Here is a 15,214-nt window from a genome sequence, read left to right on the forward strand (position 1 = left end):
CACAGATCCGACATGCACCCACGTTCACGGCAACGGCGTATGGGGTTACTTGTTTGGCTTCTGACGAGATTCGCGGAGGCGCTCGCGAGCGTTGTCCGTAAGCTCGGCGATCTTCAAGCGAAAGGATGGCGTCGGCTGCTTCGCATTCCATTCGGCAGCGCACTTCGTGATCATCGGGATGTTCTCGCAGGCGTTGAAATCGATCGCCGCATCAGCAAGAAGCTTGGCTTCGTCAACGGCCACGCTCGTTGGCGGCGTGCTTGATTCCGTCTTCGAAGATTCGGGCTTCGTCGCTTGGTCACTGGAAGTTGCGCCGCCACCGGCATCAGCTGCTGCCTGCTGTTGCTTGGCCTTCAGCTGCTCGGCAAGCTCTGTCGTTGTCTGAGGAACCGGCTTCGCGGTCGAAAGCACGGTTAGCTCAGGCTTGTCCTGCAGGCCATCGAGAATCTCCGCAGCGGTAGTCTCATCGTTCTTAAGCGCACTGAGGATCTTCCGCAGCGAGAGACGTTCCTGCTCTTTCCAGCCGAGGTTCAACGGCCGACCGACAATCTTGTCGAGATGCTCTCGAGTGATGCCGTAATCGGCGAACGCAGGGATGATCTTTTGCTCGATCAACTCGGGCGATACAAGGTCGAGCATCTTCTGCTCGCACATGTCGCGAAACATCGCCTTGATGATGCCAGGCGTGTTGCCCAGGATCACATCGCGCATCAGCTTGGCTTTCTCTGCTTTGACGACAACTCCGAGAAAGCGATCCTCGGCGATGGTGATCATCTGGCCGCTCTTCGACTTGTACTGCCGAGGAACAACTCTTTCGTCGCTGGTCATATTGCCGGCGGCATAGTCAACCAACGTTCCAGTCAGAACCGCCGATCCATCGCGGAGGATTTCGCATCGCGTCGTCAGTCGCGTGTAGCCGTAGATCGAGCGAATTGCCTCTGCCGCGCGAATCGAGAGACCTTCAGCAAACTTCTTCACAGGCCGACATTTGCCGCGTTTCTTTGACTCGCAATTCGGGCATTGCGTGTCGTTGTCGACCTTATTCACCTCGTACTTGATGCCGCACTTCGACTCGCCGCAGGTCACTTCTGTGACAGTGCCTACCGGCTTCGAATAGATGGCACTCTCCGCCGCGGCGGGGTAAGCGTTGATCAGCGCGGCCAGCTGCTCGACGATCTTCATTGGATCGCGTGGCACGGTCCGCGCGATGGTCATAATGCTGTCGTTTTCCATCTTCAGCAGCATCAGGTCCGGTGGCAGTTGATTCGCCGCCTGCAGCTGGCGTGGCCCGGAATCCATCAGGTCAGTGCCGCCGCCGTTGGTGTCGTATTGGTTCATCGCGTCGCTCCTTCAGGTTCAAAACAGAAAATGGATCTACTTGCAGGCTCGAAGTACTCTGGTCTCGCCGGAGGCGGTCGCCTGTTGCTTCCACGAATAGCTCAGCGGTGCCTGACGGACGCCGATACGTTCGACGGTCTTCTTCATCAACTCAGCTACTCGGTCGCTGGCGCCGCGATAGTCGGCTTTGTGCGGCAAGTCACCGAAAGAGAAGCCGCCGATCTTCGATTTCAGGTTGTTCTCAGCGAGTTGCTGAATCGACTTCATCTCTTTGATGATGGCGGAGGCGGTTTCGCGCTCGATGGCCCACTCCGCCGCGTCGCGCGGCAACATGGTGGTATTGCCGTCGTCTTTACCGAACAGACGTTTAAGGACGCCAGCGGTAGCTTCCGTGCCATCCACTGGCGGTAACTCGCGACCAAGTACGTAGCCCCAGAACTCGGCGACGGTCTCGAGCATGGCGTCGATGAAGGGTTCGTCACGTTCAATGATTCGGACGATCGGTTCGTTGCCGCCGATAAAGCCGAGCAGAAAGCCGTGAGTTGCACCGGTTACCGCAAGTTGATGCTGAATCTGGATCGCAAACTTCAGCGGTGCCTTGTCGTTTTCCCATTCCTCGCGGCGGGAATAGCGGATGTTCTTTAGCTCGAGCGGACAAAGACCGAACTCATCGTGAATGGTCTTGCCGTCGAGAGTGCAACCCAACCATTCGATCAGTGGATGGCAATAGATTGTGAAGTCGCCCACCGGGATGACGGGCATGTCGGTTTCTTCGCTGAAGATCAGCGAGAGCGACGGCTCCATCAGCTTGCCGATGCGGAGATACTTCGGCTGCGTGATCGGATCGAGGTCGTTGTCAGTAACCTTGGATTCCCAGATCGTCGCCGGCGATTGGTTCGCATAGCCGTGGCCGAGGATCGCCGCAGTGTCGGAAGCCTGCAGACGCTTACGCCTGGCTGAGAGCCACTCTTCGCGCGACTTGCATTCAATAATCTGGACCGGGAACTCGAGGGAAGTCAGGTCAGTAACTGAGTCGAAGGTCTTCATTAGAGAATGACCTCCCCGAGTTCACACTCGCTCAGTAGCTCGCAGGCATTGAACGTGAGGCCATCGATATCAACGCGACCGTGGACATAGCCATCCCAGTCGCGATTGAGATGCAGAGTTGCGCCGCGGCCGCGGAGAAGTTCTTTCAAGCGGGCAATTGATTTGAATGTGATCTGAACTCCGCACCTGCCGTATTCCGTTGCTTGGATGCAAAGGTAATCCTCCGCGCAGTTGTGCGCTGCTATCCAATCGACTGCTCTGTTGAGCAATGTCATGCGACGATCGCGATACTCGGCGATCAGATCGTCGCATGATGTCTCAATTTGGGGAGCGGTAGCATTCACAGGGTCAAATCCTTCACGGCGGAGATCGATTGGCAGGGGCCAGGCACCTAGCGGCTGGGCCCTTTTACTGGTCGGCAGCTGGTTCAGCTGTCTGCTCGGCGGCACCCTCGGCTTGGTCCGCGTTCGGGTTCTGCTCCCAGAACTCGAGCATGCGGTTCTCGATCTTCTCTGCTTTTCCAGGTCCAATACCGGGAATGTCCGTGAGCCGTTTTTCGCTCGCGGTGTAGTCGCTAAGTTGGCCAACCGTTGTGAGGCCCGCTTCCTTCAGCGACTTGAGAAGTGCACCTTCGAATAGGGTCGAGAGCTGGACCATTCGCCACGGGCCCTCGGCCTTGAGCGTGTCCGGCGTTTCGTCATCAAGTTGCGGTGCATCATCAACAGCATCATCTGGCAGTTCGGCGACTTCCTTGATGATCAGGCGGCCCGCACCTTTAGATAGTTTGGCCAGTTCGCGAATATCCACGTCAGCTAGCGAGAACGTCAGGCCTGTGGTGATGTTCGTTGAATTGACGCCGATACGTTTGACGTCAAATACGGCGTCAACATAGTGATCAAGATCTTCGACGATTGTGGACTGGCCAGCCTGATCCCCTGATCTTCCACGGATAACACGACCGCTTAAGCGGTGACCACAGAAGGTTTCATCTGCAGCATTGATATTGCACACGCTGCGGTCAATCGAAAGTCCGAGCCTAGCTGTGGCCTCTCCGATTGATACACCGCCAAACTTAACCGGGATATCCAATACGTTCACGTGTCTCCCCTTTGCCGAAAATGATCTCGATTCAAAACTCCGCCGTGCCGGTGACTAGGTTTCGCGGGAAGTCACCGACACGAACGGAGGAAACAATCACCTGCCGTTGCCACCGAGCTTGGTCTCTTCCTCGTACCAATCGTGAAGCTCTTTCCATTCCGGATTCGAAGGGGTGTCTTCCGTGCGGCCCTCGTTGTCTGGATCCGTCATGTGCCCTCCCGCTTCGCGGCAGCTACCTTTGCCGCCGCGGCCTTGGCGTTTTCACGCTGGATCGCCTCGTACACCTCTTGGCGATGAACGGGCACGTCGCTCGGGGCTTCAATGCCCAGGCGAACTTTGTCGCCGCGAATATCGATGACAGTGACTACGACCTTGTTGCCGATCACAATCGATTCGTCTCGATGGCGAGAAAGAACAAGCATCCTGCACCTCCATGAAAGTAAGATTCCAAACTTCAGAGCGATCGGCGGGACTCGAACCCGCATTGGCCGCGTTGGTAACGCGGTGCACTACCTTTCTGCCACGATCGCTTAACCAACCTCGACATCCGGCGATGGCGTGTACTCATCACAGATCTTGCTGAGTCGCGCCGACTGATCTGCTCGCTCGCTACTGCGAAACCAGACTGCGGGACGGCAATGATCGAGCATTGCCATTGCCAGCCACCACTGAGAATCCGAAACCACTCTCATGTCGCGACTATCAGCGCCATGAATCCGCTTCAGCTCTTCGAGCGCCTTCCTCAGCAGTGTTGATACAAGATGAAATTCCATAGCTCCCTCGTGTGGAAAGAATCAACTTTCAAATGGTTCGAGTCGGGTTCGCACCGACCGGTGATCGCAACTTTGGGTGTGTCCCAGGCACATGCTTCACCGCGGCCACCAATGGCCTGCTCTACGCTTTACCGAACCACGCGGCATGTTTGAAAAGATCGCCGAATCTTTAAGCTTCCAAATGGCGGGGAAGGGAGTCGAACCCTCAACCTCGGCGTTATGAGCGCCGCGAGCTGCCAATTGCTCTACCCCGCGATGTCTTACTCTTCCTCTTCTGGTTCGGGGTCGGGTTCAGCGATCCTGCTGTCCATCCACCCAGGCAGATCCAAGTCGTCATCCGAATCGAACCACTGCGCAATATGGCGAGCGAGTTTACTAACCCATCCGCCGTTAAGATGCGGAACAGCTTCAAAGCCGGATAGAAAACATTGCCAAAATTCAGCTTGGTAGCCGTCCTCATCTGGACTGATCGCGGCAACAATCGCGGAGGCTAAGACGTAGCCCGTCGTATCGAAAACGTCGCGCTCAATCAGCTCCATGCGCGATGTCGATTCGGTTATTCCATCGCGAACGATATCAATGGTTACTCGCACGTACTTTGGTGGTCTCTCAGGTATGTGGATGACAGCCATCTAATTCGCTCCGTGAAAATGTCTGGTGAGTGAAGCAACGGCATCAGCTGCAGAGACAACTCGGTCTGCCGGCGATGCGTTGCGATTGCGAAGCCGCTCGCGACGGCCTTCGAGCCAGGCTTGGGCGAGGCGGCCGTTCTGATCTGCATAGGGCGGCTTGTCGGTAACGCCCCGCATGTCGATCGAGTTCCAGCCAGCCTGAAAGGCAATCTTGAGTTGCTGTTCAGCGACTTCGGCTTGCTTTGATTTCTTTGCCATGACTTCCGTGCCCTTGAGAAACCACCACCCCGGCCGGCCAACCTGCCATTGACCGACCGAGGCGTGGAATTACCCTGACGTCGAAAACTGAAAGATGACGGTGTCACCTTTCACGCGAGTGGTCACTTGTAAGCCATGCTTTGCCGCGTGCGCGGTCAGCGAGTTGCGAAAGCTGCTTACTGAGATACGGAAGTGAACTCCAGCCTTCACCTTGAACTGCCGACCACTTTCCCAGCGGCCCCACGGATAGATCGTGTTGCCATTTGGCAAGTCTTCGGTTTTTGACATCGCCCGCACCTCGAACTAACGTGTTACACATGCGACGCGTGAAACTATACGTCAATCTACGCGTAGATTGCAATAGTTCGAGCAGTAGTTTTGCAGCAATCGGCCCGTATTCGAGCAAGTGGATTTACGCGAAAATCAAGGAGGTGAATGACTTACGTTGAATTACGCAGCAAGAAATATTTTCCGAGATCGCCTTGCCATGGCTCACGAGAAGAACACCAAGTTGAAAAAACCGCTGAGCGTTGCGGAGATTCAGGCCATGGAGGATAAGGTTTCTGAAATGGCCAATGTTTTTCGGCTCATGCGTGCACGAATGGGCGAAAAAAAAGTGGAAACTGTCGAGCTTAAACCAGGCACTTTCTTGCATTATCTTGCGCTCGCTCAAGCAGCTCTAATGGATTTCCCTTCGGAACTTGAGAAGCAGGTGTTTCTACGAGAAGCAAAGCTTCAGCGAGATACCCAGAGGTCCTCAGCTCAAGCCACTCGTGAGCAGATCAAGTCGCGCAGAGCAAAAGAAAGGCAATAAAACACTTGTAAATCTACATGTAGAACATTACCATTCCGGCGTGCTTTCAACTCCCTCTTGGAGTGCCGCTGGTGGTTGGCCAATCTCAAAATCCAGTCCCTTCCCTGCTTTCCGCCGAACAAGTCGCGAGACGGCTGGGCCTATCCCGCACTGCTGTTTACGCGCTCTGTGACGCCGGGGAACTGAAGCACTATCGGATCGGCGTTGGCAAGAAGAAGCGGTTTCGAGTCAGCGAAGAGCAGCTGGCCGACTACCTCGCTGGTGCAGCTGCCGATCCGCCGCCGCTAATTCAGATGCAGCAGCAAAAACGGAAGCAGCCCACGGTCTACGCCGGTGCTTCTCGCCTCCGTGCACTCGGATGGAAGGGCTGAACGGATGGCCAAGAAACGAAACTACCGGCTTCATTTCGTCAATGAACCGGTAGCTTAGTACGGTTTGGATATCCGCTCTATCGGTGAATTGCTGGAATCAAGGACGGCTTGCGAAGCCACTTGTCAGCGAGAAATCGCACTCGCTCACTACGGTTAGCACGCACATCGTCGCATTCGGAATCCGGATCACGAAGCCAATTGGTGACCGATCGATGGGCAACGTCCAAAAAAGCCCCCTTCATTAAGCTGGTGCCAGGCATCGGTGAGATCCCCAACCATGCCTCGCTGTCTGCAAGTTCTGCGCGGTACGTCAGTTGGGTTTGTCCGTCTCCGTAACAGAAGTACCCTACCGTCGAATTCGGCCGTGTGAACATAAACAGCTCGTCTTCGCTGACGTTCAACTGGATCAGGTGGGAATCAACCTTCGCCGTCGCTTCGACAACTGAGATCAGATAGTGCTCAGCAATGTGGCGGATTGCGAAGTCTCGAAAGTCCCGAAAGTCACTGTCGGTGTCGCGCTCTGACGTAACGCGCAGTTCAGTCATTCCTCGTTCGGTTTTCCAGCGATTCAAGAGCTTTTGCGATGGCCGCAAGTACATCATGGATGTTCCGCGACCGATCGCATTGGCTGCAGCAGTACCGACAGAGTTGCGAAAACGCGGGTCCAGTTCTACGGGCTGAATATTCAGCGAACTAACGCAAACGAAGCTCTTGTCGGATCCGGCAAGGCGGTCAAAGAACTCGATATCGCCCTTTAGCAGTGCAAGATCAACTCGTGGGAGCCAACGTTGACGCGACGCATTCATGTGCGTGCGCGACGCCGCCGCCGCTTTGTTGATGTCGCGGATGCAAAGTGCGTTAAGTACCGCCGCGTGCTCGAACCACACCCTCGTCCGTGTTTGGAGGGTCAGAGCCTCTCGGTCTCCATGCTCAAACACGAACTGCGCGAGTTCGCGTGAATACCCAGCGTCATCCGACAGAGAACTCAGCAGAATGTGAAACTCAACATCGAGGGCAGCAAATTCATCTCCTTCCGCGCGAAACAGTCGCTCTTGAATGAGCTTCAGCTTTTTGCACATGCTGTCCTGCTCGTCCTCTGGCAGGTCCCCAAAGCAAGCGATTGAATCCGATTCGATTTCCCTCCTTTTGCTGAACGTGTCATAGATAAACTGCGACGACCCAAGTGACGCACGACCTTGATACACCTCAAACTGGCCGAGCGGGCGCTGGATTGCCCCCGCATACTGGGACGCTGCTTTCGGGACGCAGCCGTCCTTGATCCCCCGTTCACCCAACTTCGCGTACGCGTCGAGCCAGGCATCGCTGTCACATTCCTCGCGTTCGTGCATGGCAACGCGCAGCTTCGCAAGTGCAACCGGATCAACAAGCAAAGCGATCAACTGCCGGTTAGATAGTGCCGCCATGCTGATCATGGCGGTGTCCACCAGGTCGCACAGTTCACTATCGTCGACTGTAACTGCTACTTCGGGAAAGCTCGCCAGCAATCCGAAATGCTCCGCCAGACCATCGATGTCCAATACGACAAACTCGATGTACTCGATCGTGTTGCACCGCAGGAAGCAGTCCGACGGCGGCAACAGCATTGCATGACCAATTAGCGTCTCCAATCCAGAGATGAGAAAGTGCGGGATGTCGTGAGCCAGATCTTCATTCGCGGGCTCCATGAGTTTGTCCTCCAATTCCAGGTAAATTTAACGGTGCTTCATAAACGATGTCGCCGGGCATGTTTCCATGCCCGGCGTTGAGAGGTTCTTGGGTTAATCATCACCCGTATCAGTACTATTGAATGAGTCACGAAGTCGTACGATTGCGCGTCTAAACTTCATGGAAGCAGTATTCTCTTTGACGCCAAGCCGCTGAGCAGCTATGCCGTTTCCTAGCCCCAGTTTGATCCGGAGCTCGATGATTTCCCTGTCATCAGGGTGAAGCTGAGTTAGCGCCTGCTCGATCCGATTTATGTCATCCGCTTGCAACAGCGAACTATCTGTTGGAACTGCAGACTTGTCGGGGCACTCTTCAATATATGGAGCGAACCGACTGTTTCGTCTGATCCGAGCGGTGATATGCTCTCGAGATACATTCCTGGCAACTCGGAAGACATATCCCGGCAGATTTTGGATTGAATGCAAATTGCCGTCCGTCAAAACCAAACAGCGAAGCAGGGTTTCTTGGGCGATTTCATCCGCCTGATCCCAGCAACCTGTCCGTTCTCTACCAACACCGACAGCAATCAGACGCAATCTTTCAAAATCGATCTCCGGCGGCGGGCCTGTAGGGGGGTGATTAGGAGGCGTGTCTGTATCCATTTCGAGCTGCTCCTTTCTGCACTTGGCGGGAGTTTAGAGGAGGGCATCTTCTGCTGGACCAAAGCCAATTGAGGATAAGTGGTCCGGGAGGCAAAACCTTCACACCTTTTCCCAGGAATTTCCCAGAAACCAGAAAAAGATCAGTGCCGCGGATAGCGACCATTTGGGGGCGTATCGCCATAACTTACTAGCTGCCAGAGGTTTGCCACGATTCAGCGGACCAACCTCGTTCCAGTAGCGACAATGGCCAGAAACCAAACACACGTAATGGCATTTAGATAGTTCGGCAGCTATGCTTTTGCACAAGTCATGAGGCCTCGCGGCCAGGGAACCAATTCTCTGGCTTTCTTTGCGCGCGAGCCAATGAACAACATGAATCTGACGATCGAGCAGCTACAGGCACCGCTCGACCTTGAACTCGAATCGCTGGGCCGCTACTCGCGGACCATCAGACGTATGGAGCAGTTGGGCTTTGCTGGCGACGACGATCTTCTGCTTCGTTTCGTGAAGGTCCGCGATGAGTCGGTGCGCTTGCGGATGTGGCTGCACTACGAAATTATCGAGAGGGAGCGAAGGCTCAAGAAGTAGCAAGTCGCCAGCGATGAAATTACAATCCTGCGATCACCCCTCACCTGCAAGCGAGTGATCGATGAGTCGCAAACTTCAGCTGCCACACTCTCTCGGCGGCAACCCGATTGGAATGTCGTTTCTGCGCACCGTACAGGATGCCAACGGGATCTGCGTAGGAAAGTTTAACCGCATCGACCAGGCTGAGTTGTTCATCGCCGCCGGGGATTTGCTGGCCGCGTGCCAAGCGGTGATCGAAGGCAAGCCAGATGCCGAGCAGCTTGTCAGGTCAGCCGTGGCGAAGGCTGGCCAGCTAGAAATGGTCGCACAGTGAACGCAATCCTTTTGCTCGCGCTGTTCGCTGTTGACTTCGACACGCTGCCCAAGAACCCTGGTATTGCGAAGCTTGATCAGGTTTCCCGCGGTGACAAGCTGATCGTTCAACCGTTTCTGCGTCCAAGGACAAACTGCCAAAATACTGACTTGCAGCGGAAGCCCAGACAATGGAAACTAACGAGTCTGCCATTTCCTTAATGCGACCGGAGCGACACTCGAATGTTCTGCAAGTTGGCCGACTTAGTAACAGAAAGCGACGTTGAGCAAAAGCTGGTATTTCCGATGCTCAATACACCTGCGCCGACTGGCCTGGGTTACGCAACAGTCGACATCCGAACTAAACCGAACATTAAGAAGCTGCTGATTGACAAAGGGAAAAGCGAAAAACTGTACCATCCAGACTATGTCATTCTGATAGCTGGCATTCCGTTAATGATCGTAGAGGTCAAAAACCCGGACGAAGACTGTCACGCCGCCTATCGTGAAGCTAGACTCTATGCCAACGAGGTAAATGCCAAACTCGGAAAAGGAGTTAATCCTTGCTCTCGCATCATCGTTACCAATGGTAAGATACTACTTTACGGCTCGCATGACACTGCAAAAGCTGAGCTTGAACTCACATTCAACGACATAAATGTTACCAGTGTTGGCTATAACAAGTTGCTGGAAGAATGCTCAAGGCCGAAGCTCCAATTTGACGCCGACCATTACAGGTCGCAGATTTCCAGTCGACCGTTTCATCGGGCGCTTAACCTACTCGGCGGCCAATCCCTCCGAGACGAAGAGGTTGGGCAGAACACCTTCGGAAGAAAACTTGCGATCGACTACAACAGCGTATTCGTGCCAGAAACCGCCCAAGAGCGAGAGTACATCGTCGAAAACGCATACGTCACGACTAGGCGGCGTGAACATTATGTCGACGAAGTTGATCGAGTCATAAAGCGCGCAGCGAATGCCTTTCTCAAATTTGGCAAACGAATTGAGGATACAGAGTCGCCGGTTGAAGTCCTAGACGTTTTGCGAGAGGGCAGGAATCTGGAAGGCAAAGTAATGCTTGTGGTTGGACCAAGAGGAGCAGGAAAGTCAACATTCGTCGACTATTGCAAGTTCGTAAAGCTAAGTGTCAAACTCAAAGCGGCGACGATCTGGGTGCGTCTCGACCTTAGCAAAAGCCCGCCCGAACGCAATCTATTAGAATCGTACCTTCTTCGTGGAATGATAGATGGACTGAAGAAGTGCCAGCCAGAACTTGACTTCGACGAGCGTAATGTCATTGAATCAGTATTTTCGGTTGAACTAAGGCAGTTGCGGAAAGGGGCGCTGGCTGATCTTGATCCCAATTCCACGGAATATAAAGTCCGCATTGCTGACAAGATCATTGCTCTTCAAAAAGACCTAGTGGCTCATGCGCAAGCGATGTGCCGTTATTTATGTGGCGAGCGCAGCAGACTGCTCATCATAGTGTTCGACAATTGCGACAAGGGCGATCTTGAACAGCAACTTCTTTGCTTTCAAGTAGCGAAGTGGCTACAGGACGACATAGCACGGTGTCTGCTCATAATGCCGATCCGTGATATAACGTATGATGCCTACAAAGACGTTCCGCCACTTGACACTCATATCAAAGACTTGGTGTTCCGCATCGAGCCTCCACCATTCTCACGAGTGCTTGGACAGCGTATCAAATTAGTCCTCAACGACCTTTCACAACAGTCATCAAAGACCAAGACTCTCGATTTTACCCTAGATAACAAGTATAAGGTTACATATCCCGCCAACGAGCTCGGTATCTACCTCGCCAGCATTTACAAATCACTCTATGAGTATGACCGCCTAATCCGAAGCCTGTTGCTTGGCCTAGCAGGAAACGACCTCCGCAAGGCAATGGAGATATTTCTGGAATTTTGCAAGAGCGGGCATATCGGCGCAAGCGAATACTGGAAGATGAAGGCAGAGAAAGGGCATTACACCCTTCCTTATTTTGTAGTGACCCGTGTCTTGCTACGTCGTGCAAGGCGCTTCTACGATGGGGACTCGTCTTTTCTGGCGAACATATTTCAGTGCGATCCACAGGATGCAGAACCGGATACCTTCGTGAGGCTCGCAATCCTTAACTGGCTTGAGGCACGTTCCAAAATCAAAGGCCCAACAAGCGTCGTTGGCTTCTTTCCGGTATATGACTTGGTAGCCGACCTAGTGACTCTCGGCCATGATGCGATTGTTACTTTTCGTGAAACGGGCTACCTCGTCTTGCATGGCGCAATTCTTACGGAACATCAACGGCCTGAATTGAAGTCCGACTCGGACCTTATTCGCATTTCGCCATCCGGCTACACACACTTGCAGATGAGTTCCGAGCCTACCTATTTAGCTGCCTGTGCCGAGGACAGTTGGGTCGAATCTAGAGAGTTGGCAGAAACTATTAAGCAGCGTATTGGTCAGTTTGGACCTAAAATGCACTTTTCGCCGGAAACCAATCTTCTAAATGCAAAGGATTTTATTTCATATCTAACGCAACGTGCTACCAAGGAAAAGTCGATGTCAGAAGACATTATTGCGACTTTGTCGCACGACGCACGGGATCAGGTGCAAGGCACGGCTGCCCGCATTGAGAGCGCCTACGAGAAGTACCAGGTCAAGAAGGGCGATAACCGTATAGAGGAAAAATTTCCCGCTGGTCACGAGTGCCTTGGAACGGTGAGCGGCACTGAAAACTACGGAGTGTTTGTTGATGTCGATAACGGCCCGACCGGTTTAATCTATTTCAAATCTCTTCCTAATGGCGTCACAATCAAGCAATTCAGAAAACGGATGCGAGTCAAGGTTAAAGTCGATCACGTAGAACCAGAAATCCGTAAGCTCTCGTTACGTTTCGTCGATTTCGTCAAGTGACTTCTTTGATTTCCAGCACAATGAATATCGACGACGCAATCAAGATCACGGTCGGCTTTCTCGGCGGCAGCCTCTCCTGGGGCGTCATCAAGTTCGTACTTGATGCGTGGCAGAGCCGAGTTCCGACACTTCGGTATGACCTCGAAGTCAATAACTTGTTCAACGAGCAAACGACAGACAAGGCGCTGCAAGCAACATTGATTACGAAGCGAGATGGTAAAGAAGTAAAATTCAAGAACCTCTCAATCGTGCGGATTGCACTGTGGAACTCTACACGAGTGGATAGGAAGTCCTTCGCAATCGGTGTAAGGCTCGACGGGATTGCCCAGAAGATAATTGGCTTTGAATGCGACAAGGTTGGCCGGATGCACGAGTGCAAGCCTAGCATTACTCCTTCGCCGTACAGTCCTGTTGAGGAAGTAGACTTCGAGCTTGCACCGTTCAACAGAGGCGATTCATACGTCATTAGAGTGTACGTGGATGCGGATTACATGGCGGCGAAGGCAGTCGACGTGCGAGTGGACACAAACGAAGCTGTCAATCTAATCAGAGCCACTCAAAAGGAACCCGCTTCAGACCGCTGGGGAAAGTTTGCGGCACTCGCTCTTTTGGCCTGCGGCTGCATTGGATTTGTCTACCTCACGACAAATTTAATGCTGTACCTTCTCGGAACGTCGCAGCCCACAATTGAGGATATTCGATTTGAGAGCGAGAGGCTTCGACAGCGAATTGAACAGTTCGAGAAGCGTCAGCCGAAGCTACCAGATTACAAAGCAATCTAGTATTGCTTTCAAGAAATGTTCCACACGCCAGTCTTCTTCTGATCTGCCCCCATCGCCGCGGCCGAGTGCAGCCGCCTACTCAAGATGGCCGACCACTACGTCGCTATCGCCGCCGCTGGATCATCGAACGCACCATTAGTTGGCTGCACTCTTTTCGCCGACTTGTCACTTGATACGAGCACTACTCGTTTCTCTTCCACAGCTTCGCCAAGCTCGCCTGTATGATGATAATCCTCAGACGGCTTTGAAACCGGTTCTAGTCTGGTCACGGGTCAGAACAGAATCCCCTAAAACATCTGCTAGCTCGACCCCGGCCGGGCTGATTCGGATGAGCTATGGCATGGTCAGCTTTTTCACTCCAGTCTTCTTGTCAACATCATGCGACTTGTCAACATGGCCAAGGCGACGCCGCTCATCTTCATACCACTGAACTTTGCTGTACCAAAAGTAACCGCCGCAGCAAGCAAACACCAAACCAATTAGCGTCGTCACCATCAAAAACCCGACTACGAACTTGGTGTTGTTACTCTCCGATACAAAAATCTCGCTCCAGAACTTCTGGTATTCGCCCGATGGTTTTTCGACTTCGAGAAGTTTCCCCACGTGCTGACGAACCATTTCATTCTGAGACCGCACCTGGATACCCACCCCGGCAACTGACACAACAGCAAGAAGAGCACCAAATGTGGTGATCCATTGGTAGAGGTGCCCATTGGGCAGATTTGGGAACATCAGCGGCTCCATCCGTGAAAAAACATCTCGCAGGGTGGCATTTGACGCAACGAAGACGAGCATCTCACGCAGGGGGCATGACCGGTAGCGTAACTTTGCGATCGCCTATGATAGCTTTCAGCTTCTCGATCGACATCGCCGGCTTCGCTTTGTGCAGCATTGCATGGCAGTTTGGGCACACCGGCCGCAAGTCATCGATTGGATCGACTTCGTACTCTGCTCCTATCGATGCGATGTCTTTCACGTGATGGACGTGAATAAAGTCCTGGCCGATGTCGCCATACAGATGAACGAAGTTGAAACCACAAACTGCGCACACAAAGCCATGGTGGCCGACGCAGGCGTTTCTTGCTTTGGGGTTTCGTTCGTACGCGTTTACGACGACCGACTTAACTGCCCCCTCGATGAACTTCGTTGACGGTTTCTCTTCACCAGGCAAATCGACTGATGGCGGCTGCAGCACAACTGCACCTTCAGCTGCCGCCCACTCGACAATTTGCTCGTAAACCGCGGTACTGATCCGCCGCACGCCGTCGCGCCAATAATTGGCGGCCTGGGACGGCGGAATGTCCTCGAGATAGTCATCGTCGACTTTTGCCAACAGAGCTTTTGAAAACTCGACATAGTCCTCGATGTCGCAGTAAAGATCACCCTTGACGCTTGCCGAGTCTTGAAACACTTGACCGACGGTTGCCATTCCAAAGTAATGCGGCGCCGGCGAGAGGCGATCGTCTTTGAACACGGCGTTCTTCAGCCTGCCCTTGTAGTAGATGACGCGGACGCCGGGCTGAAGGATCTTCGTGTATCGCTTTGGGAAGTGATATCTCACCCCCGTTTCGTCGTGCCATTGAGATTCGTCATTTTCTGTGATGATAGCGTAGCTCGTCTGACTCGCGCCGGGCTTTTCGACAATCTCAAATCCAAGGTCCCGAAGGACTCTAAAGCACTTCGACGATTGGCCGCCCGAGAAGTCGCTCGGCTTCAGGACCTGGCCGGTGAGGCGTCTGGCGGCTAGGCCAAGTATCGCCTTGGGCGGGTAACGGCTTCCTTCGTAAAGCAAGTCGTAGGCAATCGAGGCGGCAAAGTCATGCTCAGCGCCGCTGCTGAAAGCCGCGACAGCACTGACGACGTCAACTCTAGTAATTCCTTCAGGAATGGCTTCGGCCATTTGCTACGCCTAAGTTTCTGGAGCAATGCCAACCCGCATCGAAAAGTATTAGGTCGCCTGACTCGCGGCGAAAGTAGCA

The 15,214-nt window shown here is 53.5% G+C and carries 20 protein-coding genes and 2 tRNA genes; 7 read left to right on the top strand and 15 right to left on the bottom strand.

Going from position 1 to position 15,214, the window contains the following annotated elements; all coding sequences use genetic code 11:
- Nucleotides 1–45 precede the first annotated feature (45 nt).
- The 11 genes from NA78x_RS08885 to NA78x_RS08935 form a co-directional block, all read right to left on the bottom strand.
- Nucleotides 46–1,338: a hypothetical protein gene (locus tag NA78x_RS08885; protein WP_425618084.1), complete on the bottom strand. Its 1,293-nt coding sequence runs from the start codon at nt 1,336–1,338 to the stop codon at nt 46–48.
- 36 nt (nt 1,339–1,374) lie between these two features.
- Nucleotides 1,375–2,385, bottom strand: a complete 1,011-nt coding sequence (locus NA78x_RS08890; RefSeq protein ID WP_425618085.1) for a YqaJ viral recombinase family protein — start codon at nt 2,383–2,385, stop codon at nt 1,375–1,377.
- Entirely contained in the window at nt 2,385–2,729 is a 345-nt protein-coding gene (locus NA78x_RS08895) for a hypothetical protein (protein ID WP_425618086.1), read from the bottom strand. The genes NA78x_RS08890 and NA78x_RS08895 overlap by 1 nt, the downstream gene beginning before the upstream one ends.
- A gap of 64 nt (nt 2,730–2,793) precedes the next feature.
- A complete protein-coding gene (locus NA78x_RS08900; RefSeq protein WP_425618087.1) occupies nt 2,794–3,483 on the bottom strand; it encodes a helix-hairpin-helix domain-containing protein in 690 nt (229 codons plus the stop codon).
- A gap of 206 nt (nt 3,484–3,689) precedes the next feature.
- Complete coding sequence (csrA, locus tag NA78x_RS08905; RefSeq protein WP_425618088.1) at nt 3,690–3,905, bottom strand: carbon storage regulator CsrA; 216 nt, start codon at nt 3,903–3,905, stop codon at nt 3,690–3,692.
- Nucleotides 3,906–3,941: 36 nt separating this feature from the next.
- A tRNA-Gly gene (locus tag NA78x_RS08910) sits at nt 3,942–4,013 on the bottom strand.
- Nucleotides 4,014–4,256: a hypothetical protein gene (locus NA78x_RS08915; RefSeq protein WP_425618089.1), complete on the bottom strand. Its 243-nt coding sequence runs from the start codon at nt 4,254–4,256 to the stop codon at nt 4,014–4,016.
- Nucleotides 4,257–4,438: 182 nt separating this feature from the next.
- Nucleotides 4,439–4,511 (bottom strand) — tRNA-Met (locus NA78x_RS08920).
- A 5-nt stretch (nt 4,512–4,516) separates the two neighbouring features.
- Complete coding sequence (locus tag NA78x_RS08925; protein WP_425618090.1) at nt 4,517–4,888, bottom strand: hypothetical protein; 372 nt, start codon at nt 4,886–4,888, stop codon at nt 4,517–4,519.
- Entirely contained in the window at nt 4,889–5,146 is a 258-nt protein-coding gene (locus NA78x_RS08930; RefSeq protein ID WP_425618091.1) for a hypothetical protein, read from the bottom strand.
- Nucleotides 5,147–5,215: 69 nt separating this feature from the next.
- Nucleotides 5,216–5,434, bottom strand: a complete 219-nt coding sequence (locus NA78x_RS08935) for a hypothetical protein (protein ID WP_425618092.1) — start codon at nt 5,432–5,434, stop codon at nt 5,216–5,218.
- A 199-nt stretch (nt 5,435–5,633) separates the two neighbouring features.
- Between NA78x_RS08935 and NA78x_RS08940 the strand changes: the two genes are divergently transcribed.
- Both NA78x_RS08940 and NA78x_RS08945 read left to right on the top strand, forming a co-directional pair.
- Nucleotides 5,634–5,960 (top strand): hypothetical protein, encoded by a 327-nt coding sequence (locus NA78x_RS08940; RefSeq protein ID WP_425618093.1) that lies wholly within the window; start codon nt 5,634–5,636, stop codon nt 5,958–5,960.
- A gap of 71 nt (nt 5,961–6,031) precedes the next feature.
- The gene (locus NA78x_RS08945; protein ID WP_425618094.1) at nt 6,032–6,331 is read left to right on the top strand and encodes a helix-turn-helix domain-containing protein; all 300 of its coding nucleotides are present in this window, start codon (nt 6,032–6,034) and stop codon (nt 6,329–6,331) included.
- Nucleotides 6,332–6,408: 77 nt separating this feature from the next.
- On the opposite strand, the gene NA78x_RS08950 is transcribed toward NA78x_RS08945, so the two are convergent.
- Both NA78x_RS08950 and NA78x_RS08955 read right to left on the bottom strand, forming a co-directional pair.
- Nucleotides 6,409–8,016: an FCD domain-containing protein gene (locus NA78x_RS08950; protein WP_425618095.1), complete on the bottom strand. Its 1,608-nt coding sequence runs from the start codon at nt 8,014–8,016 to the stop codon at nt 6,409–6,411.
- 93 nt (nt 8,017–8,109) lie between these two features.
- A complete protein-coding gene (locus NA78x_RS08955; protein ID WP_425618096.1) occupies nt 8,110–8,658 on the bottom strand; it encodes an RNA polymerase sigma factor in 549 nt (182 codons plus the stop codon).
- 372 nt (nt 8,659–9,030) lie between these two features.
- Here NA78x_RS08955 and NA78x_RS08960 point away from each other — a divergent pair, with 372 nt between their 5' ends.
- The 5 genes from NA78x_RS08960 (at nt 9,031) to NA78x_RS08980 (ending at nt 13,408) form a co-directional block, all read left to right on the top strand.
- Nucleotides 9,031–9,246: a hypothetical protein gene (locus tag NA78x_RS08960; protein WP_425618097.1), complete on the top strand. Its 216-nt coding sequence runs from the start codon at nt 9,031–9,033 to the stop codon at nt 9,244–9,246.
- A 61-nt stretch (nt 9,247–9,307) separates the two neighbouring features.
- Nucleotides 9,308–9,559, top strand: a complete 252-nt coding sequence (locus NA78x_RS08965; protein WP_425618098.1) for a hypothetical protein — start codon at nt 9,308–9,310, stop codon at nt 9,557–9,559.
- 221 nt (nt 9,560–9,780) lie between these two features.
- Nucleotides 9,781–12,453 carry a type I restriction endonuclease gene (locus NA78x_RS08970; RefSeq protein ID WP_425618099.1) on the top strand — a complete coding sequence of 891 codons (2,673 nt, stop codon included), beginning with the start codon at nt 9,781–9,783 and terminating at the stop codon, nt 12,451–12,453.
- 20 nt (nt 12,454–12,473) lie between these two features.
- Nucleotides 12,474–13,235 carry a hypothetical protein gene (locus NA78x_RS08975; RefSeq protein WP_425618100.1) on the top strand — a complete coding sequence of 254 codons (762 nt, stop codon included), beginning with the start codon at nt 12,474–12,476 and terminating at the stop codon, nt 13,233–13,235.
- 2 nt (nt 13,236–13,237) lie between these two features.
- The gene (locus NA78x_RS08980) at nt 13,238–13,408 is read left to right on the top strand and encodes a transposase (RefSeq protein WP_425618101.1); all 171 of its coding nucleotides are present in this window, start codon (nt 13,238–13,240) and stop codon (nt 13,406–13,408) included.
- A gap of 160 nt (nt 13,409–13,568) precedes the next feature.
- Here the strand turns inward: NA78x_RS08980 and NA78x_RS08985 are convergent, their stop codons facing one another.
- Both NA78x_RS08985 and NA78x_RS08990 read right to left on the bottom strand, forming a co-directional pair.
- Nucleotides 13,569–14,030 carry a hypothetical protein gene (locus tag NA78x_RS08985; RefSeq protein ID WP_425618102.1) on the bottom strand — a complete coding sequence of 154 codons (462 nt, stop codon included), beginning with the start codon at nt 14,028–14,030 and terminating at the stop codon, nt 13,569–13,571.
- Between the two features lies 1 nt (nt 14,031).
- Nucleotides 14,032–15,135 carry an HNH endonuclease gene (locus NA78x_RS08990; RefSeq protein ID WP_425618103.1) on the bottom strand — a complete coding sequence of 368 codons (1,104 nt, stop codon included), beginning with the start codon at nt 15,133–15,135 and terminating at the stop codon, nt 14,032–14,034.
- Nucleotides 15,136–15,214 lie beyond the last annotated feature (79 nt).

The organism is Anatilimnocola aquadivae (assembly GCF_049819085.1).
GTDB lineage: Bacteria > Planctomycetota > Planctomycetia > Pirellulales > Pirellulaceae > Anatilimnocola.